This is a genomic window from Parcubacteria group bacterium, assembly GCA_016186325.1.
Classification (GTDB): Bacteria; Patescibacteriota; Minisyncoccia; order UBA10092; family UBA10092; genus JACPHB01.
The window spans coordinates 59,366-78,269 of the sequence record JACPLW010000006.1; the positions used below are offsets into that span (position 1 = coordinate 59,366).

At 41.7% G+C, this 18,904-nt stretch carries 19 protein-coding genes; 17 read left to right on the plus strand and 2 right to left on the minus strand.

The window, feature by feature from the left end; all coding sequences use genetic code 11:
• Nucleotides 1-3: 3 nt before the first annotated feature.
• A complete protein-coding gene (locus tag HYW79_02470; GenBank protein ID MBI2635386.1) occupies nucleotides 4-1,263 on the minus strand; it encodes an oligosaccharide flippase family protein in 1,260 nt (419 codons plus the stop codon).
• Between the two features lie 71 nt (nucleotides 1,264-1,334).
• Between HYW79_02470 and HYW79_02475 the strand changes: the two genes are divergently transcribed.
• Together HYW79_02475 and cas2 are read left to right on the plus strand one after the other, a co-directional pair.
• The gene (locus tag HYW79_02475; GenBank protein ID MBI2635387.1) at nucleotides 1,335-2,240 is read left to right on the plus strand and encodes an NAD-dependent epimerase/dehydratase family protein; all 906 of its coding nucleotides are present in this window, start codon (nucleotides 1,335-1,337) and stop codon (nucleotides 2,238-2,240) included.
• Between the two features lie 176 nt (nucleotides 2,241-2,416).
• Nucleotides 2,417-2,992, plus strand: a complete 576-nt coding sequence (gene cas2, locus HYW79_02480; GenBank protein ID MBI2635388.1) for a CRISPR-associated endonuclease Cas2 — start codon at nucleotides 2,417-2,419, stop codon at nucleotides 2,990-2,992.
• Between the two features lie 109 nt (nucleotides 2,993-3,101).
• Here the strand turns inward: cas2 and HYW79_02485 are convergent, their stop codons facing one another.
• A complete protein-coding gene (locus HYW79_02485; protein ID MBI2635389.1) occupies nucleotides 3,102-4,442 on the minus strand; it encodes an exopolysaccharide biosynthesis polyprenyl glycosylphosphotransferase in 1,341 nt (446 codons plus the stop codon).
• Nucleotides 4,443-4,471: 29 nt separating this feature from the next.
• On the opposite strand from HYW79_02485, the gene HYW79_02490 reads away from it, so the two are divergent.
• From HYW79_02490 to HYW79_02560, 15 genes are all read left to right on the plus strand, one after another.
• Nucleotides 4,472-6,742, plus strand: coding sequence for an O-antigen ligase family protein (locus HYW79_02490; protein ID MBI2635390.1), 2,271 nt, complete (start codon nucleotides 4,472-4,474; stop codon nucleotides 6,740-6,742).
• A gap of 65 nt (nucleotides 6,743-6,807) precedes the next feature.
• On the plus strand, nucleotides 6,808-9,198 hold the full coding sequence (locus HYW79_02495) for a peptidoglycan-binding protein (protein MBI2635391.1): 2,391 nt from the start codon (nucleotides 6,808-6,810) through the stop codon (nucleotides 9,196-9,198).
• A 24-nt stretch (nucleotides 9,199-9,222) separates the two neighbouring features.
• Complete coding sequence (locus HYW79_02500; protein ID MBI2635392.1) at nucleotides 9,223-9,480, plus strand: GIY-YIG nuclease family protein; 258 nt, start codon at nucleotides 9,223-9,225, stop codon at nucleotides 9,478-9,480.
• A 9-nt stretch (nucleotides 9,481-9,489) separates the two neighbouring features.
• Complete coding sequence (locus HYW79_02505; protein MBI2635393.1) at nucleotides 9,490-10,296, plus strand: hypothetical protein; 807 nt, start codon at nucleotides 9,490-9,492, stop codon at nucleotides 10,294-10,296.
• A 57-nt stretch (nucleotides 10,297-10,353) separates the two neighbouring features.
• Nucleotides 10,354-10,542 (plus strand): hypothetical protein, encoded by a 189-nt coding sequence (locus HYW79_02510; GenBank protein MBI2635394.1) that lies wholly within the window; start codon nucleotides 10,354-10,356, stop codon nucleotides 10,540-10,542.
• A 133-nt stretch (nucleotides 10,543-10,675) separates the two neighbouring features.
• Nucleotides 10,676-12,580, plus strand: coding sequence for a peptidoglycan-binding protein (locus tag HYW79_02515; protein MBI2635395.1), 1,905 nt, complete (start codon nucleotides 10,676-10,678; stop codon nucleotides 12,578-12,580).
• A gap of 136 nt (nucleotides 12,581-12,716) precedes the next feature.
• Nucleotides 12,717-13,523: a UDP-glucose/GDP-mannose dehydrogenase family protein gene (locus HYW79_02520; protein MBI2635396.1), complete on the plus strand. Its 807-nt coding sequence runs from the start codon at nucleotides 12,717-12,719 to the stop codon at nucleotides 13,521-13,523.
• Nucleotides 13,524-13,589: 66 nt separating this feature from the next.
• Nucleotides 13,590-14,276: a DsbA family protein gene (locus HYW79_02525; GenBank protein ID MBI2635397.1), complete on the plus strand. Its 687-nt coding sequence runs from the start codon at nucleotides 13,590-13,592 to the stop codon at nucleotides 14,274-14,276.
• An 8-nt stretch (nucleotides 14,277-14,284) separates the two neighbouring features.
• Nucleotides 14,285-15,232: an FAD-dependent oxidoreductase gene (locus HYW79_02530; protein ID MBI2635398.1), complete on the plus strand. Its 948-nt coding sequence runs from the start codon at nucleotides 14,285-14,287 to the stop codon at nucleotides 15,230-15,232.
• A 27-nt stretch (nucleotides 15,233-15,259) separates the two neighbouring features.
• Nucleotides 15,260-16,276 carry a type I glyceraldehyde-3-phosphate dehydrogenase gene (gene gap, locus HYW79_02535; protein ID MBI2635399.1) on the plus strand — a complete coding sequence of 339 codons (1,017 nt, stop codon included), beginning with the start codon at nucleotides 15,260-15,262 and terminating at the stop codon, nucleotides 16,274-16,276.
• A complete protein-coding gene (locus HYW79_02540; GenBank protein ID MBI2635400.1) occupies nucleotides 16,273-16,896 on the plus strand; it encodes a hypothetical protein in 624 nt (207 codons plus the stop codon). Before gap ends, HYW79_02540 begins: the two co-directional genes overlap by 4 nt.
• A gap of 21 nt (nucleotides 16,897-16,917) precedes the next feature.
• Nucleotides 16,918-17,361 carry an RpiB/LacA/LacB family sugar-phosphate isomerase gene (locus HYW79_02545; protein ID MBI2635401.1) on the plus strand — a complete coding sequence of 148 codons (444 nt, stop codon included), beginning with the start codon at nucleotides 16,918-16,920 and terminating at the stop codon, nucleotides 17,359-17,361.
• A 219-nt stretch (nucleotides 17,362-17,580) separates the two neighbouring features.
• A complete protein-coding gene (locus HYW79_02550; GenBank protein MBI2635402.1) occupies nucleotides 17,581-18,066 on the plus strand; it encodes a hypothetical protein in 486 nt (161 codons plus the stop codon).
• A gap of 2 nt (nucleotides 18,067-18,068) precedes the next feature.
• Nucleotides 18,069-18,242, plus strand: coding sequence for a hypothetical protein (locus HYW79_02555; protein MBI2635403.1), 174 nt, complete (start codon nucleotides 18,069-18,071; stop codon nucleotides 18,240-18,242).
• 301 nt (nucleotides 18,243-18,543) lie between these two features.
• Nucleotides 18,544-18,822 carry an RNA-binding protein gene (locus tag HYW79_02560; GenBank protein ID MBI2635404.1) on the plus strand — a complete coding sequence of 93 codons (279 nt, stop codon included), beginning with the start codon at nucleotides 18,544-18,546 and terminating at the stop codon, nucleotides 18,820-18,822.
• The last annotated feature ends 82 nt before the right edge of the window (nucleotides 18,823-18,904 follow it).

An 18,904-nucleotide genomic window follows, 5' to 3' on the forward strand; every position in this document is an offset into this window, starting at 1 on the left:
TACTTAATTAAGTGTGGGGGTAAATTTCCAGATTATTATGTTTATAAAAGTCACTATAACATAGTATATGAGTTGCGCCAAAACCAGTCCCAAGATGCCGCCCCAGATGCCCAGAATTACGTAAAGAGTTATTTTAATTACAGTAGCCGAAACACTGCTCAACAAAATCGGTCTCACCAATTTTTGAGAAGTAAAAGCGGCACCCACAAAACCAAGCGGAGCGGCAAAAATAAAACCAATGGCGAGCAGTTGGGAGTAAAATATGGATTCTAGGTATTTAGGGAAGGCAAATTTGAAAACAATCGGCGCCGTTAAAATATATCCGATCGCGAATACCGCGCCCAAAAAAAGGCCTTGAAAGATTCTTTTATAAAAGACTTTATTAATATCTTCCGCGGTTTTCTGGGCGAGTTTCGGCAAGCCAAGATTTACAATATCTTTAATAAAAGGCGCAACTCTATCGGGTATGGCGCGCGCCAAAGAATAAGCGGCAAGCTGGGCCGGCCCCCAGAATTGGACCAAAATAATATTGTCAATCTGACTGGCAACGGGGCCGATAAAGCTGATAAATGTAAGTCGGCGGCCGTACTTTAATACATCGCCCGAAGAGCCGCGGGGATTGAATAAATGCAGTGTTTGCCAATAAAAAAATAAATTCGCTAAAAATGTCGTCGCGGCGTAAGCCAGAATAAGCCAGATTACCTCTTTGCCAAAATAAAGCGCGGCAAACATTCCGATGACATAAACAACAGTCGCGGCGACGCTAAAAATATTATTGATTTTAAATTTTCTTTTGCCCTCCAGATAGGCGCCATAAGTGTTGAACGCTTGCGTCGCGGGGACAAACAAACCCAGAATGAAAAAAGAGATTCCATATGCCTGGTTGGCGTTCCAAAAATAATAAACGGAAGCGGCAAATAATGCTGCCGCGAGCATTAAATTCCACTTGAGCTGATATCTGACCGAAGTCCTAAGCGCCCCTTCATTGCCGGTGGCAACAGCTTGAACCACCGCCGTATTCATTCCTTTTAGGGTGAAAATATTCAAGATACCGGCGATGGAAAGGATATATCTGTAAACACCAAAGGCCTCTTTCGGTATTAGATTGGCAAAAGCAATGGTTAGGGCAAATGTGAGAATCGCGTTTATGCCTTGGCCCAAAGTCGTCCAAAAACCGCCGGAAGCGAAATACTTTAAATCAAGCCCCATAAATTCTGTTCCGTATTGCAACAGGTTATAATATTTTTCTTTTAAATTTGACATTTATTGATTTTCTGATAATATATTAAAAATCGTTTTTTGACAATTTTATAATACGAAAAGGAGTAGCAACGATGCGTATGATTGTTACCGGCGGGGCGGGATTTATCGGATCGCATTTGGTTGACGCGCTTATAGAACGGGGTGATGAAGTTTTAGTTATTGATAATTTTTCAACCGGCAAAAGAGAAAATGTAAATCCGAGAGCGGAAGTATTTCAATCCGACATCAGTCGTTCTATGGGAGTTGGCTATTTTAACTTCAAACCTGCTTTTAGCAGATATCAAAGTGTTGACTTTGTTTTTCATCTTGCGGCTTTGCCGAAAGTTCAATACTCTCTTAGTCATCCCAAAGAAACCAATAACGCCAATATTGATGGCACGCTAAACGTAATTGCACTAGCGATTAAGCTTAATGCCAAGAGGCTCATCTATTCTTCTTCATCCTCGATTTATGGCAATCAGTCCATTTTACCTCTTAAAGAAGACATGCCAGTAGATCCTTTAAGCCCATATGCTTTGCAAAAGTTTGCGGCCGAAAGATACTGCCAAATGCTTTTTAAAAAAACCGTATGCCTTAGATATTTTAACGTTTACGGATCGCGCCAGAGCAGCGGTGATTCATATTCGGCAGTGATTGGAACTTTTCTTAGGAACAGCAAAATGGGTGCCATTTCTACTATTTACGGCGATGGTGAGCAAACCAGGGATTTTACTTGGGTGGGCGATGTTGTGAGAGCTAATATTTTAGCGGCTGAATCAGCTAAAGTTGGTAATGGCGAAATAATAAATATCGGCGGTGGAAAAAACTACAGTGTTAATCAGCTTGCGAAAATGATCGGCGGTTTATACCATTACCAACCGGCACGAAAAGGCGAATCGCGCCACACTCTTGCCGATATTTCCAAAGCCCGCGAACTTCTTTACTGGGAACCAACGGTTGATTTGCCGAAAGGCATCGCCGAACTTAAACGGCTATAAAATGGTATTTAGCTGTTTTTTTATTTTTTTATTTTTTGTTGTTTTTTTCGTTGTTTATTTGTTGTTTATTTCCTATCTAGTTTAGTCTATTTTCTATCATTTCAATAATTTTACAACTAGTAAGCGATCGCATGTAATTTGAATATTTTTTGATATAACAATAAAATGAAAATAATATGCTTAACGTATCCAGATATAATAAACCAAGACTCGGAATTACAAGTCAAAAAGTTATTTTACTTCTTTTGGCGGGTATTTCTTTGGGACTGTCTAACTCTCCCCGTGGGCAATGGCGAATCTTGAAATCTTTAACAAAAGAATGGAGAAAAATTAATCGCCAAGAACTTTATCGCTCTATTAGGAGACTATATGCGTCTAAACTTGTTGACTATCACGAACGCCAAGATGGTTCAATCAGCATGCTTCTCAATGAAAATGGGAAAAAAGCCGCACTACATTATAAACTTGATGAGATTTCCATTAATAAACCGGCAAATTGGGATCATAAATGGCGTATTGTTCTGTTTGATGTTCCGGAAAAGAAAAAGAAATTGCGCGAAGCTTTAAGGGAACGATTAAAACAGCTCGGGTTTATTGAATTTCAGAAAAGCGTTTTTATTCATCCATACGAATGCAAAAACGAAATCGATTTTATTACCGAACTATATAACGGCAGCAGGTTTGTTAGATTTATAGAAGCGACTCATCTTGATAATGAACTTGATATTAAAAACAAATTTAACTTGATATAATATAAACAAATAACAAGCGATCGCCATTTAGTTGCTTATTACTGTTGCGATGTTGACTGATAACTAATGATGACTAATGATAACTACTCTTGATAACTATTTCTAATAACTATTTCCCGGCGCCGGAGAGAAGAATCCGCAATGTTTTTAAAATAATGGATAGGTCTAAAAATACAGAACGGTTTTTTATATAGTATAAATCGTATTGAAGTTTTTCCAGCGTTTCTTTAAGCGATGGGCCGGCATTGGGGTTGTGGAGCTGGGCCCATCCGGCAATTCCCGGTTTAATTAAATGGCGCATTTCATAAAATGGGATTTCTAGAGACAATCGCTCAACAAAATCGGGTTTTTCAGGTCGCGGCCCGATAAAAGACATCTCGCCTTTTAAAATATTCCAGACCTGGGGCAGCTCATCCCAGTGGCTTTTCCTTAAAAATTTTCCGAAAGCGGTTATCGCTTCTTCGGGCGGTTTTTCCATCAGATGTTCTGTTTTTTTGGCGACCGGCACGGAACGGAATTTAACCAGCGTGAATTGTCTATCGCTTCTGCCGACGCGCCGCTGCCGGTAAAAAATCGGCCCCGGGTCAAAAATTTTAATTCCTATGGCCGCAATCGGAAAAATCACAACGGTAACGGCGGCAAGAATAATACCGAGAGATATGTCAAAAACTTTTTTTAACGTTTCATAAAGTCCCCGTTCAACTTCCGAGATATTTTCTAAAAACCAAACCTCTTTTATTACTCCAATTGGAACTCGTTTGGTCAGATTCTCGTAAAATTTATCCAAATCGCTTATGGTAACGCCTTTTTTAAAATATTCAAAAAGAGCGCCGGCCAATTTTTCCCCCTGGCTGAATTTTTTGGCGGAAACAATAAGCGAAAACTTTTTTGCATGCCAAAGATTTTCAAGTTCGGAAAAGTTATCCGGCGCCAAAACGCCGTCAACCCTGAATCCAAGCTGGGGGTTTTTATTTAAAAACTCTTTTAACTCCACTACTTCATTGTTAGAACCAAGGAATACCAAATGAATCCGCAGCGATTCTCTCGCCCAGCGATTGAAATATTGCCGGGAGAATAAAAGCAGCGCCAAAGCCAGGGACATGTGGATAAAAAGATTTATTTTTGGTGTGATTATAAAATAAGGAATAAAGTAGAAAAAAGTGACGGCGATAGCGGCGTTAATGCAGAAAGCTATAATTAGCGTTTTATAAAACGCCTCTTCGTTTCTTAACTTTATTATGTCGTAGAGTCCGGCGGCCCAGAAAATAATTAGCCAAAAAAAGAAAATTATGGTAAAAGGAAGCAGGTGAAGCGGAACAGAATTGTAAAGCGCGGGCAAATCCTGTTCTATAATTGAGTACCGTATAAAAAGAGTTAACCCTAAAGCGGCGTATAATATAAAAACGTCACTTATAACAAGCAAAAATATTTTTAATCGTCTGCGCCACATTATTTATATTTTCCCATAAAAATAGCCCGATGTCTAATATACTGTTAAAACTCGTCAAATTCGGAATTGGTTTTATTTTGTTTATTCCGCTTTATATCGGCGGCTCTTTTTTCTTTCCTTTTATTTTCCCCAAAATCTGGCTCTTTCAGCTGGTAATAGAAATTATTTTATTTTTTTACATAATTCTCGCGATTTCAGACAATCGTTACCGGCCAAAATTAAACTTAGTAACCTATGCCCTGGCCGCGCTAACGATTATTTTAATAATTACCGGTTTTACCGGCGTTGACGCGTATCGCAGTTTCTGGGGCAACACCGAAAGAATGTCCGGTGTAATCGCCTGGTTTCATTTTTTTGCTTTTGCCATGATTCTTTCCGGCGTTCTTAAATCAGAAAGAGAGTGGAAAAATTATATCGGCATTGCGGTTTCAGTAAGCGTTTTACAATTTTTTTACGTTTCGGCGCAGTATCTTGGGGCGACTTGGGTTTGGATGCCGCATAGCCAAATCGGAACTATCGGCAATGCCGATCTTCTGGGAAGTTACGCGATTTTTTCCGCCTTCTTCGCCCTTTATCTCTGGAGAGGTTTAAATATTGATGTCCGACATCGGGGAATTATTGATGTCGGACATCAATATTTCTGGGCGACGGCTTTTTTTCTCAACATCGGGACGCTTTATTTTGCCGGAAGCCGCGGCGCCATGCTTGGTTTTGGCGCAGGCATGCTTGTTTTTATGCTTTTTAACATTTGGCAGAATAAAAAAAATCTAAAAATCTGGGGAGCGGTTATCGGCGGCTTAATCGTTATTTATGGAGCTGTTTTTATGTTTCGCGATGCTAATTTTGTTAAAAATAATTATCAACTTTCAAGGATTACCCGCGTTTCAATACAGGATACAACGGTGCAGCAGCGGTTTGTTGAATGGAGAATCGCGTGGGATGCTTTCAAAGACCGGCCAATTTTCGGTTTTGGTCCCAACAATTATTTATATCTTCACAATGCTTTTTTGAATCCCCGGGTTTACATCCTGCAGGAAACGAATTTTGACCGCGCTCACAACGCCTATCTTGATTACGCGTCAATGAGCGGTATTTTGGGTCTAGCGGCGTATATGTTTTTAATTGCTGTTTTGTTCATCACATTTTGGAAGAGAAAATTGTGGACTTTTACCGCTTTTGCGGTAGCTTATGCTGTTCAAAGTTTTTTTGTTTTTGACAGCCCAGCCAGCTTCATATCATTATTTTTGGCCATAGGATTTGCAATGTATGAAGCTGGAAATCTCAAATCCCAAATCCCAATTTCCAAACAAATACCAAATACAAAATACCAAATACAAAATACAAATCTCAATTCGCAAACAATTCTTGCCCTTTCTACTCTCTACTTACTACTCACTATTTTCTTAATCTGGCAGGTAAGCGTTAAACCGGCGATTGCCAATTATAAATTTGTCAGCGCTTTTTCCGGTCTTAGAAATAATATTATGACGGCAGACGAGGCTTTTAAACTTTATAAAGAATCGTTAAAATACGAAACTCTAGGCACTACGGAATTTAGAAATCAGTATATAACCTGGCTTCAGGCGAATTTAGGAAAATTTAATCCGGAAAATCGGCTGGAAGTTTTAGATTTTGGCATAAACGAACTTGAAAAAGAAGTAAAAAATCATCCTTTGGTGTTTACTTATCTGAATCTGGGCCAGATGTATTCGCTTAAAGCGAGGGGCATTCAAGATTTTGCGGTGCGACTGGAACTTTTTAATAAAGCGGCCGCGGCTTATGACAAGGCCTTGGAACTTTCCCCCAAAAGATTGGAAGTTTATATTTCTTATCTGCAATTGTCTTTTGACATGAAAAAATATGAACAGGGGATAGAAATAATGAAGCGAGCCGCCGAGGTTGTTCCTAATTATCCCTTAAGCCATTGGTATTTGGGCCTGGCCTATATCGCTAGCGGTGTTCATGACAAAGAAGCAACCGTTTCTATAAACAAAGCGTTAAGTTTGTGGTACGGCGATAATGTTTCTTTGGAAAACGGCCGGCTAAAATATGATTTGGATAAATTTTTTAAGATTCGTCGCGCTTTCGCTCAAAAACAAGAAATTTTGGGCGCGGTCAATCCCTATATCCGATTTAAAATGTGGCCGGAACTTTTACTGTTGTATTTGTCAATTGAAGCGGGCGACCCTAATGATATAGAAATTCACAAATCCCTGGCGCTGGTTTATCAAAATCTCGGATTAAACGATAAATTGCAGGAAGAATTAAAAATTATAGAACAACTTTCATCTAAAAAATAAAAATTGTGTAATAGTTTTAATTTTATTATAATTTAAGCAATCTATCATTAATTTTAGTAAATAAAATGAAAAAATCACTCATTATCTCATTGGTGGCATTTTTTATTTTAATAATTGGATTATTTTTTACAAATCCAACTTTTGCGCAAACCGCTCAAAAAGATGTCCAGGCCCTAATCCAACAGCTTCAGGAACAAATCAAGGCTCTGCAAGAGCGGGTAAAAAATCTTCAGGCCGAAGTTTTATCAACCAAAACCGAGCTTGAAGCGGTTAAAACCGAGCTTAGATTTACAAAAGCACTAAGCCGCGGAGCGACTGGAGACGAAGTAAAACAGTTGCAAGAATTTTTAAAACAATTTCCAGATGTTTATCCCCAAGGTTTAGTCTCGGGTTATTTCGGGCCGTTAACCGAAGCCGCGGTCAGAAAGTTTCAGGAAAAACAGGGTATAGAATCCGTTGGCGTAGTCGGTCCCAAAACTTTATCTAAATTGAACGAGCTTGTTACCGAAGGAGCCGGGGCTTCCGGCGTTGTTCCGCCGGGACTTCTAACCGCTCCAGGAATTCAGAAGAAGATTGAAACCGCAACTACAACACCGATAACACCGATTATTACTGTGCCTTTTGCGCCTACTCCAGTTCAACCTGTAACCACGGCTCCAACAGGAGTATGTCTGATAAAAGATAATTATATGGATATTCCTCGTTTTGATATCGCTGACTTTGGCAATGGATTTGCCAAGTACGCTGTCAGCGGCGTTAATACAGTTACCGGACTTAAAACTGCTTGCACTAAAACAATCTATGATTATCTTCTTCAAAATTACTGTAAAACAAACTCTAATCCCGTGCAGCGATTGGTTATGACCTACAATTACCAAGGCATAGGAGAATCCCAAAACCTTAGTTGCGGCGCCCTAGGATGCGACTTTATCAGTTGTTCATCTGTTGCTTCTTTGGCTCCGATTGCATTTCCAACGACGGCGACAACAACTACTCAAACTGCTACCGTAACTACCACTCCAACGACTACTACGACGGCAACAACGACAACTGCGACAGCCGGTACTACTACGCTAGTTATATCAAACATTCAGGTTTCCAATATTACGGAAAAATCGGCTACTATTACTTGGACTACAAGTAAATCTGTTACTTCGATAGATATTTATTTTGGTATGACGACTTCTTATGGCAGCTCTTATCCAAAAAGCGCGTCCGGAACTTCGCACACTTACAATTTGGGGAAAGAATATAACATATACACGGAATTACTCCCGGCAACTACTTATTATTTCCAGGTTATCTCAACGGATAGCGGCGGGAATATTGCAAAAAGCAGCGGACAATCTTTCATTACACTAGGAACGGTTTCCAGTGGTACTGGTAATAGCGGTTTAGCCGCCACAAGATTATTTCCCGGCCAGTACGATAATACTAAATATAATGTAACGGTGACCGATCCGGATGGCATTGGCTCGTTTTTAATAAGTTGCGCTGGAATTTGCAGTAATTACGGTCAGAGCACCTTTGTTGGCGGCGATCCGAAGAACGGTACCCCGCCATGTCCTACATCAGTACCAAGCGGTACAGTCACGCTTAGTCCTTCAGATTTCCCAGTACAAGGATGGATAATTGACTGCGCGAATGCAAGTACTAAATATACTGTTCAGGCCTCAATGCCGCCTCTTCCGGTTTCCCAATCTATGACTCTTCTCTCACCGAATGGCGGGGAAACATGGACAACCGGCCAAACTTATACTGTTCAATGGCAATCAACCGGATATAGCGGCAATGTGAACATTTATCTGCGCAGTCCGGGCGGGTCCAGAGATTTAACCATCGCTTACAATATTTCTAACTCGGGAAGTTATCAATGGACGGTTCCCGCATCTATAACGCCGGCAAGCGATTATACCGTTGAAATTGATGTTTATTCCTGCCTTACCGGCGGCGCGACATCATGCAGTTTTACGATGGGCGTCAATCAAGACGTGTCCAATGCGCAATTTACCGTTGCGGCGCCAATAACTTCAGCCACGCCTGTCGATTTAAAAATCAATAATTCTGATAATCCCGCGGCAGTACCTTACAATTCGATTATTACGGCTTCCTGGACTTCTTCGGCAACAAGTTATTGTCTAGCGTATGGAATGAATATTCCGGTGGTTGGCGGCGGCTTATGGGGAAGCAGCCCCTATTGGAAATTTGAGCCGTCGGGAAGTTTACAGTTGTATGCGTCATGGTCAGGGGTTAGTTTTCACAGCCCCATTCAAGCCAGCATGGAGTGTTACAGCAATTCAGGTGCAACAAATATTGGATCAGATACCGTGTCTATCCCCACTACTGCAACTTCAACCTCTTCTTTAGATTCTCGTGCAAAAAATCTCGCTGCCATCTTGCAGCTTATCGGTTCTTTGGGTGAGACGTTGGAAAAACTCTCGCAACTTCTGAAATAATCCCCCACCCTTAAAGCATAGATTATGTTTTATGTTTACATCTTGAAATCTAAAAAGGATGATAGTATCTATATTGGATTTGCCCCTGATTTAAGAAAGAGATTTATAAAACATAATCAGGGCTTGGTCCAATCTACTAAAAACATAAGACCGCTTGAACTTATTTATTATGAAGCATACAAATCTAAAAAAGACGCCCTAATGAGAGAAGAAAGGTTAAAACAATTTAAAAAGGGATACGCTTCGCTTAAAGGTCGGATTAGAAACTCTTTAATGCTTTAAGGGTGGGGGATGAAATTTCAATTTGTTTTTGGATTGATTTTATTGATGCTGGTTCTCATCGGTATTTTTGTCGGCTTGCCGTATCTTTTGGGGATTATAAAGTCCAATCAGTTTTTTAATTTTTCCTTTCCGAAATATATACCAGCGCCGATATCGCCGACGCCCGCTCCTGCTCCTGCCCCTGCTCCCGTTTCCACTTCTATTCCGGGAATCAGTATGAGCGTTTATCGTTATGGCGGAGGACAAATCGATCTGAAAGCGTCTTATTTTTCCGGCGCTCCGGTAAATATTACCGGCTGGAAAATTAAAAGCGAAAAAAAGGGAGAAACAATTATCGGAAAAGGCTATGCTTTGCCGCAATTTGATGCCGCGGTCTCCGACATTTTGCTGTCAAGCGGTGAGTCGGCGAAAATAATTGCCGGCAATGGGCCTTTGGCTGGAAATTTTCGGATTAACAATTGTTTCGGCTGGTTCGGCAGTGTTTACAATATTGATTATTCTATGAATTATTGTCCCGGGGTTAAACTCGGCGACTTAGCCGGTCTTGACAGCGCCTGTCAGGACTTAATATTAAAAACCGCTTCCTGCCGCATTCCGAGCGAAGATATTTTAAATCGGCAATCAAACCAATGCCGCGTTTGGGTGGAGAAGAATCTAAATTACAACACTTGCGTTAGCAGTCGCCGCCAGGACTCCGATTTTTTTAAGGGCTGGCAAATTTACACCGGAAATAATAATCCGATTTTTGATTCGCTTCATGATAAAATCGGATTATATGACAAGTCGGGAATTTTAATTGACAGCTACGAGTATTAAGAGTACAATCTGTGTTATTGGGTCGAAAATTATAATTTATTAAGGATTAGACATATTATGTTTAATAGAGATGATAACGGCGGCGCCAGAAATTATGGCGGACCTCGCAATGACTATACCGGCGAGTGGGAATGCAGCGAATGCCACGCCAAAACTCCGCACAGCCTACCATTTAAGCCAACCGGCGATAGGAAAGTATTTTGCAAGACCTGCTATCGAGCAAATAAGCCGGATTTTAGAAGGTAAATGACTGTATAAAATATCCCCGCAGCTGCGGGGGTATTTTATTTATTAGCTAGGTGTGTATAACTCAGTATAGACAAAAATTTTTTTTGCTTTAATATTAATAATATAATTTATTAAAAACTAATAAAAATTAATGTCTAAAAAATATTTTGTCATTCTCGGGCTTTTTTTAGTCGCGGGATTTTTGTTTTTAAATACAGCTTCAGTTAATGCCGAAACCTGGACCTGGGATGGCGGAGGCGACAAGCAAACTTGGACCGATTCAAAAAATTGGGGACTAAGCGTCGACGCTGGCGCCAATCAATATCCGGGCGCTACTTCAACTCCCGATGTGGTAATTATTGCGAATACTCCGGGCCTTATGGTTTATGCTACTACGACTTTAAATTATGGCGTCAACACTTTGAGACTTGGCGCAGCCAATATTGGTTGGACTCTTGTGGTTGGGAATGCCAATTTTGGCGCTTCAAGCACGGTGTCGGTTATTGGAACCAGCACACTGAAACTTGCAACTAGCACTTATGGCGCCGGTACTCTTAACTTAGGGCAGACGGGTGCTGGCGCTCCTTTGGAGTTGCCAGCTACTGCTACATTTACCGCGGCAACGGGCACCGTAGCTTACATTGGCGGTGGTACGGCTGATATCATAGTTGCCACCACGACTTTTTATAATCTGAAACTTACTCCTACTTCCACAGCCGCAATCCGCACTTATAAATTTGGCGTTTATGCCGCCACAGCGGCCCCGCAGGCGGCTACCACAACCGTATCCAATGTTTTTACTGCCAGCGCCGCGTCTAAAGCGGATTTTCTTGGAATAACCGACCTTTTGTTATCTGGTTCGGGCACGGTCTTTTCAAAAGCCAACGGCGATTTTATACAGAGTTCTAAAGTCGTTTATTCGTCCGCATCAGCCACCAATGTTGCTACCGGCACTTATGCAAACCTTAGTATTACCGGTGCGGCGACTAAAACTCTACTTGGCAATACCACTGCTACCAGCACCGTAACCGTCGCCTCCGGCGCCACACTTGATTTAAGCACATTTACTTTTACCGCGACCGGCGCCACTTGGACTAACAGCGGCAACGTCTCTTATTCTGGGACTACAGGAGTTGTTCTTGCCGGCGTCGGCGTTCTTTCCGACTCTGCCGGCGGCTCGGCGGTAACCACTTTTGGTAATTTTGACAGCTATCCGGTTATCCACGTTCAGATTACCGATACCGCCCTGAACTTTGAAGCCGCTACTGCTGAAACCATAACAGTCACGGTTACCGGCACAAGCGGCATTACCGATTCGGAAACCGTTACCCTTACCGAAACAACTGTTTCTTCCGGAATTTTCCGCGGTAGTTTGACAGTAAGTCTTTCCGGCTCTGATGTAGCCGACAAGCTTGATTATCAAGGTAATGGCACCGTGACCTACACTTGGACCGACTCGCAGGACTCTAATGACACTGAAACTGCTTCTGCCACATTTACCGGCACAAGTCCTGGCGGTGGCGGAGGCGGCGGGGCTTCTTATGCCGTAACTCCGGCAGTTCCGGCAACACCAGCTACTCCGGCCGAACCGACCGTAACTCCGGCTGTTCCCGCGACTCCGGCCACGCCTGCAGTTCCAACTCTTGACTCCGTTCAATCAAAAGTGGTTTCGGTTGTCGCCAGAATTGCCGCCCTTCCCGCTAAACCATCGGCGGATGACTTAACTTCAATCCAAGCCGAAATTGCCATGATTCTTGTTGAACTTCAAGCAATTCAGGCGGCAAACCCGGTTCCCCAAGGTGTTGCTCTCGGGTTCAATTTTGTAAGGCCATTGGCTTTAGGATTGCGACACGCGGATGTTACCAATCTTCAAGAAGCTCTTAAGACTGATGCATCGGTGTATCCCGAGGGACTTGTTACCGGATATTTCGGTCCTGCTACTTTGAGAGCCGTTCAGAAATTCCAGGAAAAGTATGGTATTGCCACTTCCGGCGATTCTGGTTATGGCAATGTCGGACCGAAAACTCGAACTAAGCTTAATGAATTATTCAAGTGACATTGTGACACGTGACAAGAAACCCCTCCCCGCAATTGCGGGGAGGGGTTTTGTTATAGCGGCTTGCTAAATACTGTTATATTAATGTAAAATAGGCAAAATTAGTTTTTTAAAAATTACAGGGAGAAAAGGACCCATGGCCAAAGACCTGAAGATAGGAATTATCGGGGTGGGAATTTTAGGTAGCGCGGTCAAATCGTATTTTGAAGACGGGGGCTACGAAGTTTTTTGCTATGACAAATTCAATGGCATTGGTTCCATTGAGGAAGTGAATAAAGCTGATATTATTTTTATCTGTGTTCCTACGCCTCGCAAAGCCGATAATTCCTGTGACATTTCCATTGTTAATGAAGTTATTGGTTATATAACAGGTAGAAGTAAGATTGTGGTTATTAAATCAACTGTACCGCCATTTACATCCAATAACCTACAAGCTAAGTATTTTCAGCATCGGCTGTTGTTTAATCCCGAGTTTCTAACCGAAAAACGGGCTCACGATGATTTTCGGTCGCCGAAAATTCAGCTTGTCGGCTACACAGAACAAAGTAAACCATTTGCGTCCTTTGTTTTGGGAATCCTTCCTGCTGCCGGTTTTAGCAAAATAATGCCGGCGGCAGCCGCTGAAATGTTTAAATATGTAAGAAACTGCCAGTTAGCGACAAAAAATGCTTTCTTTAACCAAATTTACGATCTCTGTCAGAGAACCGGCATTGATTACAGCCTTATAAAAGAAGTTGCTGAAAATGACCCTTGGATAGGGCGCGAACACCTTGACCCTGTTATGGACAGCTATCGCGGATTTAACGGCAAGTGTTTGCCTAAAGACACAGAAGCATTTCTTAAATGGGCGGAAGGCAATGGCATTGACTTGAGTGTTTTAAGGCAGGCGGTAGAATTCAACTCTATGCTTCTGGCCTCCCAAAAAATAAAGAAAGACAGCTAATCCCGCATTGCGGGATTTTATTTCTTATGATAAACTATCATTAATTAATTTATAACTTACAATTATATGGATGAACAAACAAATAGATTTTTAATACCGGGCGCCATTGTTTTAGCTGCTATTGTTATTGCCATTGCCGTTATTTATTCGATAAATGGGCCGTCTGCCGGAAATAAAAAAGGCAATTCTGAAATCGCGGCTCTGGGAACTTTGCCGGAAGTTTCTTTAACCGATTTTATTTTGGGAGACAAAAATGCTCCAGTTACTATGATTGAGTATGGCGATTTTCAGTGCCCATTTTGCGGTAGGTTTTTTAAAGAAACAGAGTCAACTTTAAGGGAAAAATACATAAAAACCGGCAAAATAAAATTTATTTATCGGGATTTTGCTTTTTTAGGGCCGGAATCTACTTGGGCGGCTAACGCGGCGCGGTGTGCCGGCGAGCAGGGAAAATTCTGGGAGTATCATGATTATCTTTACAGCAATCAAAGAGGCGAAAACCAGGGCGCGTTCAGTAAAGATAATTTAAAAGGTTTTGCCAAGGTTGTAGGATTAGACAGCGCAAAATTCAATTCTTGTCTTGACTCGGATAAATATAACGATGCTGTTAGCAAAGAAACGAAAGCCGGAGGCGAAGCTGGAGTCACCGGCACGCCGGCTAGTTTTATAAACGGAGTGCTTTATGCCGGCGCTCTTCCAACAGCAAATTTCACGCAAATTATTGACGCCGAATTAACTAAGTTAGGTAAGTAGTTTGATTTATGTATGATTTAATTATCGTCGGCGGCGGTCCGGCCGGAGCGGCGGCCGCCGTTTACGCCGGCCGAAAAAAGTTAAAAACTTTACTAATTACAAATGACTGGGGTGGACAATCGGTCGTTTCTTCAGGCATTGAAAACTGGATCGGGATTAAAAGTATAAGCGGCTTTGACTTGGCTAAATCTTTTGAAGACCACGTTCGGGCTCAAGAGGGAGTTGAAATTGTTTCTCCCGATAAAGTTTCGGGAGTTTCTCCGAGCGAATTAAATTATACGGTGAAAACCGAAAAAGGAAACGAGTATCAAACCAGAACTTTAATCGTTACTTCCGGCGGCCGGCGGCGGCGATTGGGTATTCCGGGCGAAGATAAATTTGACGGGCGGGGAGTGGCCTATTGCTCCACTTGTGATGCCCCGATTTTTAAAGACAAGGATGTAGCCGTGGTCGGCGGCGGCAACGCCGGTCTAGAAGCGGTAATTGATCTTTTTCCTTACGCGGCGAAAATTTATATAATTAATAGAGGCCCAAATCTCTCCGGTGATCCCTTAACCCAGGAAGAAGTTAAAAAATCGCCCAAAGTTACCATTATAAGCAATGCCGAAACGCAAGAAATTTTGGGGGACCAATTTGTTTCCGGTATAAAATATTTGGATAAACAGGATAATCAAGTAAAAGAACTTGCTCTCCAAGGCGTTTTTGTTGAAATTGGTTCGGTGCCCAATTCGGAATTTATGAAGGGATTGGTGGAAATGAACAATGGCGGCGAAATAATAGTTGACCACAAAACTGGCGCGACGAACAGGCCAGGAATTTTTGCCGCCGGAGATGTTACCGACGAAATTTACAAACAGAACAATATTTCGGCGGGAGATGGCGTTGCCGCTGCCTTGTCAGCTTACAATTATTTATTTAAAATTAAAAAACAAAGTCCCGCCAAAGAAAATCTTTAGATTTTCTTTGGCGAGGCTCGCCCGCTTATGAATAAAAAAACACGCATTGCAATTAACGGTTTTGGCAGAATTGGACGAATTTTTTTCCGTTATGCTTTTGGCAATCCGGAACTGGAATTTGTGGCGATTAACGACCTCGGCGCGCCAGAAAACATGGCCTATCTATTAAAATATGACACGGTTTACGGGCAGTATGAAAAATCAGTTGAAGCAAAAAACGGAAATCTGGTAGTTGACGGCAAAGAAATTAAAATTCTTCAGGAAAAAGAGCCGGGTAAACTGCCCTGGAAAGATTTGGGAATTGATATTGTTGTTGAATCAACCGGCGTTTTTGAATCAAGAGATCTCGCGGCGCCTCATTTGGATGCCGGCGCCAAGAGGGTGATAATTACCGCGCCGGCAAAAGATGAAATTACTCCAACCTCAACGCCAAATGTCGGCGAGGAATTTTTAAAACTGGACAAAATCACTTCTAACGCGTCCTGCACCACCAATGCGGCAACTCCGGTAATGGCGGTGATGTCGGCTAATCCCGGCGTTAAAAAAGCCGTTTTAAATACAGTTCATGCCTACACTGCTTCCCAAGGTTTGGTTGACGGTCCTGATAAAAAAGACGATTTCAGAAGAGCCCGAGCCGCGGGGCAGAATATAGTTCCTTCAACCACCGGCGCAGCTCTTGCTGCAACCCGCGCCTTGCCATCGCTTGCCGGAAAGTTTGACGGCATATCTTTAAGGGTGCCGGTTGTTTGCGGTTCTATAGCAGATTTTACTTTTATCTCGGCTCGTCCGACATCGGTTGAAGAAATAAATGATATTTTCAGAAAAGCGGCGGGTGAAAAACAATGGCAGGGGATTTTGACGGTTACAGAAGAGCCGCTGGTTTCAAGTGATATTATCCGCAACCCCCACGGCTCCGTCGTTGATTTAATGATGACGCGGGTTACTGATGGCGACCTCGTAAAAGTTCTGGCCTGGTATGATAATGAGTGGGGCTACTCAGCGACTTTATTAAAACATGTTCTAGCCGTTAGCAGCCTCTTATGAATTTAAAAATCAAAATAACTATCGCAATTCTAGTTGTCGTGGCGCTTGTTGCCGCAGGTTTTTATTTAGGATACCAAAAATACCTTTTTCCGCTGACGAAACAAGCTCCAGAAACAGTAATGGAAAAACCGGCCGAAACCGTTAAACCGGAACCCGAAAAGTCGCCGGCGCCAACACCTTCTCCCCCTTCTCTAACATCAGTTATGCCGGGATATAAACTTTATAAGAATGCAGATTTTGGATTTGAAATCCAATATCCGGTTTCTTGGATGGTTATTGAAGAAGTTAACGAAAATGTCAGAGGCGAGATGGTTAAAGAATTTTACTTTAAAAAACCTACAAGCGATCTTCGTTTCGCTATTTTGCCTAGAGATGGTTTAAGCTATGGCTTGCCAAGTGACAGTACGACAGAGAATATTAATATTAGCGGATTTCTGGGGGTTCAAACAAAATACATTACGGCTGACGGACGCCGCCTTTTATTGGTTCATCCGCAAGTAAATACATTTAATTGGGATAAGGAAATCGGCCGTTTAGATATTATGTCAAGCGCTCTAGATCCGGTTGGTGATTTCGTGATTTTTAATAAAATGCTAAGTAGTTTTAAATTTTCTCGTTAATTTAAATCTCAAAATATTTAAATTATGATTTACATCGGCGCTGACCATAGGGGATACGACTTAAAAGAAACCCTAAAAACTTACTTAAAAGAGCTGAATTTTAATTTTGAGGACTTGGGCGCCCTGGAGTTAGTCCCCGATGACGACTATCCGGATTACGCGGTTTTAGTCGCCAAAAAAGTGGCCGAAGACCCGGAAAATAATCGCGGTATTTTGATTTGCGGCTCCGGCGTTGGAGTTGATATTGTCGCTAATAAAATAAAAAAAGTGCGCTCGGCACTTTTATTTAACGTTGAACAGGCGCGAATGAGCCGCAACGACGATAATGCCAATGTTTTGTCGTTTTCCTCGGATTTTACCGATGAAAATTCCGCAAAAGAAATTCTGAAAATATGGCTGGAAACCCCTTTTTCGCGCTTGGAGCGCCACGCAAGAAGAGTCGAAAAAATAAAGGGAATTGAATAGGTTAAGAAATACAAAATTCTAATCCCTTCACCGCCGCCAGTAGTTTTGAAAATGAGCGTCAAAATTCCCTTATTTTGTGCTACATTTCAAAACTGAAAAGTGATAAAATGAGCGAACCCTCTTTGGCTCGACGTAGCTTTAGCGAAGTCGGTGAAGGGATTCGAACTAAACAAGAAAGATTTACATTTTTATAATAATATTTTAACATAAAATAAATATATGAAAAATCCTGAGCAAGCCCCCAATTCTCGTTCAAAGTTAGAACAAAAAGAAGGAAGATTTCATGGGGGAATAAAATTTCGATCGGAGCAACTCGGAGTGGATACTGCGGTTCCGGAAGGAAGACGTTTGCTTACCAGTCTAGTATTTGATACGGATGGAACGCCAAAAATTAAAAAAGGACTCTATGACAGTTCAAAAATACCGGAGAAGATAGACCCTGCTGATTTTGATTACGATGATAATGCAATGGCAGAATACTACGATTCAAACCCTGAAATTTCTATCATTGATATTGATCCGACTAAGGCCGATGAGTTACTTGCACAACGACAGCGGGAGCTAGAACAAAGTCTTAGGGGGATTGAGGATGAAGAGCAAGAGATCGAAGATGAAATGGAAGCAGAAAAAATCGAGATGGCTCGTAGTCCAATTGAGCATGATCTCGAACAAGTAAGAGCATTTAGAGCAAAATTAAAAAAATAGATATGAAAAATCCTAAATCTACCAAAAAACATTCTGATATTTCACCAGAAAGGTTGGCGGAACTTCGTCGTGTCACTCTGATAACCGCCACAGGCGCATCAACTCGTCTTGCGGACTCAAAGCTGTCTGATAAAGAAGTGGAGAGGGTGATTAATACTGTTTTTGGGCAAAAATAGGAATATCAAAACAGGTAGGATTTTCTTTGTATATTCGTCGCAGTTTGCATATAATCTTATCCATATTCCTTATATTAAGCCGCTTTATCGGTTCTAACATCGGGACATCGTCTCCGCAGACAACATTTTGTTTCTTGACTTTTTTATTGATATAGTATACACTTAAAATTGTAAGTATTCTCAAATAAGTTGCGATTCCTACGCTTTGATTAGTGTATGGCGAACTTAGAGAGAGGTCGTCTTACGCTAATAAAATAAATTTCCCCCTACGGGGGATCACCCAAAGGGTGAAAAAACAAAAATGGCTAAAAAGTTATATGTTGGCAATTTGTCATATGATATGACAGAAGATTCCTTGAGAGATACTTTTTCTCAAGCCGGAACCGTGGACTCGGCTATTATCATAAAAGATAAAATGTCCGGAAGATCCAAAGGCTTTGGCTTTGTAGAAATGTCTACCGACGAAGAAGCTCAAAAGGCAATTGAAATGTTGAATGGCAAAGAGCTAGATGGCCGAGCGCTCACAGTTAATGAAGCGCGGCCGATGGAAGAAAGACCCAGACGAGAAGCAAGATACTAAGTTAAGTAGCAAACCCGTCCCGCTTAGCGGGACGGGTTTGTTTTTTGTCGCGCGAAAATTTGATTTTTGAAATTAGATATTT

Coding starts and splice junctions, on each gene's coding strand:
- HYW79_02470 (MBI2635386.1), bottom strand. CDS start 1,263: ATGTCAAATTTAAAAGAAAAATATTATAACCTGTTGCAATACGGAACA.
- HYW79_02475 (MBI2635387.1), top strand. CDS start 1,335: ATGCGTATGATTGTTACCGGCGGGGCGGGATTTATCGGATCGCATTTG.
- cas2 (MBI2635388.1), top strand. CDS start 2,417: ATGCTTAACGTATCCAGATATAATAAACCAAGACTCGGAATTACAAGT.
- HYW79_02485 (MBI2635389.1), bottom strand. CDS start 4,442: ATGTGGCGCAGACGATTAAAAATATTTTTGCTTGTTATAAGTGACGTT.
- HYW79_02490 (MBI2635390.1), top strand. CDS start 4,472: ATGTCTAATATACTGTTAAAACTCGTCAAATTCGGAATTGGTTTTATT.
- HYW79_02495 (MBI2635391.1), top strand. CDS start 6,808: ATGAAAAAATCACTCATTATCTCATTGGTGGCATTTTTTATTTTAATA.
- HYW79_02500 (MBI2635392.1), top strand. CDS start 9,223: ATGTTTTATGTTTACATCTTGAAATCTAAAAAGGATGATAGTATCTAT.
- HYW79_02505 (MBI2635393.1), top strand. CDS start 9,490: ATGAAATTTCAATTTGTTTTTGGATTGATTTTATTGATGCTGGTTCTC.
- HYW79_02510 (MBI2635394.1), top strand. CDS start 10,354: ATGTTTAATAGAGATGATAACGGCGGCGCCAGAAATTATGGCGGACCT.
- HYW79_02515 (MBI2635395.1), top strand. CDS start 10,676: ATGTCTAAAAAATATTTTGTCATTCTCGGGCTTTTTTTAGTCGCGGGA.
- HYW79_02520 (MBI2635396.1), top strand. CDS start 12,717: ATGGCCAAAGACCTGAAGATAGGAATTATCGGGGTGGGAATTTTAGGT.
- HYW79_02525 (MBI2635397.1), top strand. CDS start 13,590: ATGGATGAACAAACAAATAGATTTTTAATACCGGGCGCCATTGTTTTA.
- HYW79_02530 (MBI2635398.1), top strand. CDS start 14,285: ATGTATGATTTAATTATCGTCGGCGGCGGTCCGGCCGGAGCGGCGGCC.
- gap (MBI2635399.1), top strand. CDS start 15,260: ATGAATAAAAAAACACGCATTGCAATTAACGGTTTTGGCAGAATTGGA.
- HYW79_02540 (MBI2635400.1), top strand. CDS start 16,273: ATGAATTTAAAAATCAAAATAACTATCGCAATTCTAGTTGTCGTGGCG.
- HYW79_02550 (MBI2635402.1), top strand. CDS start 17,581: ATGAAAAATCCTGAGCAAGCCCCCAATTCTCGTTCAAAGTTAGAACAA.
- HYW79_02555 (MBI2635403.1), top strand. CDS start 18,069: ATGAAAAATCCTAAATCTACCAAAAAACATTCTGATATTTCACCAGAA.
- HYW79_02560 (MBI2635404.1), top strand. CDS start 18,544: ATGGCTAAAAAGTTATATGTTGGCAATTTGTCATATGATATGACAGAA.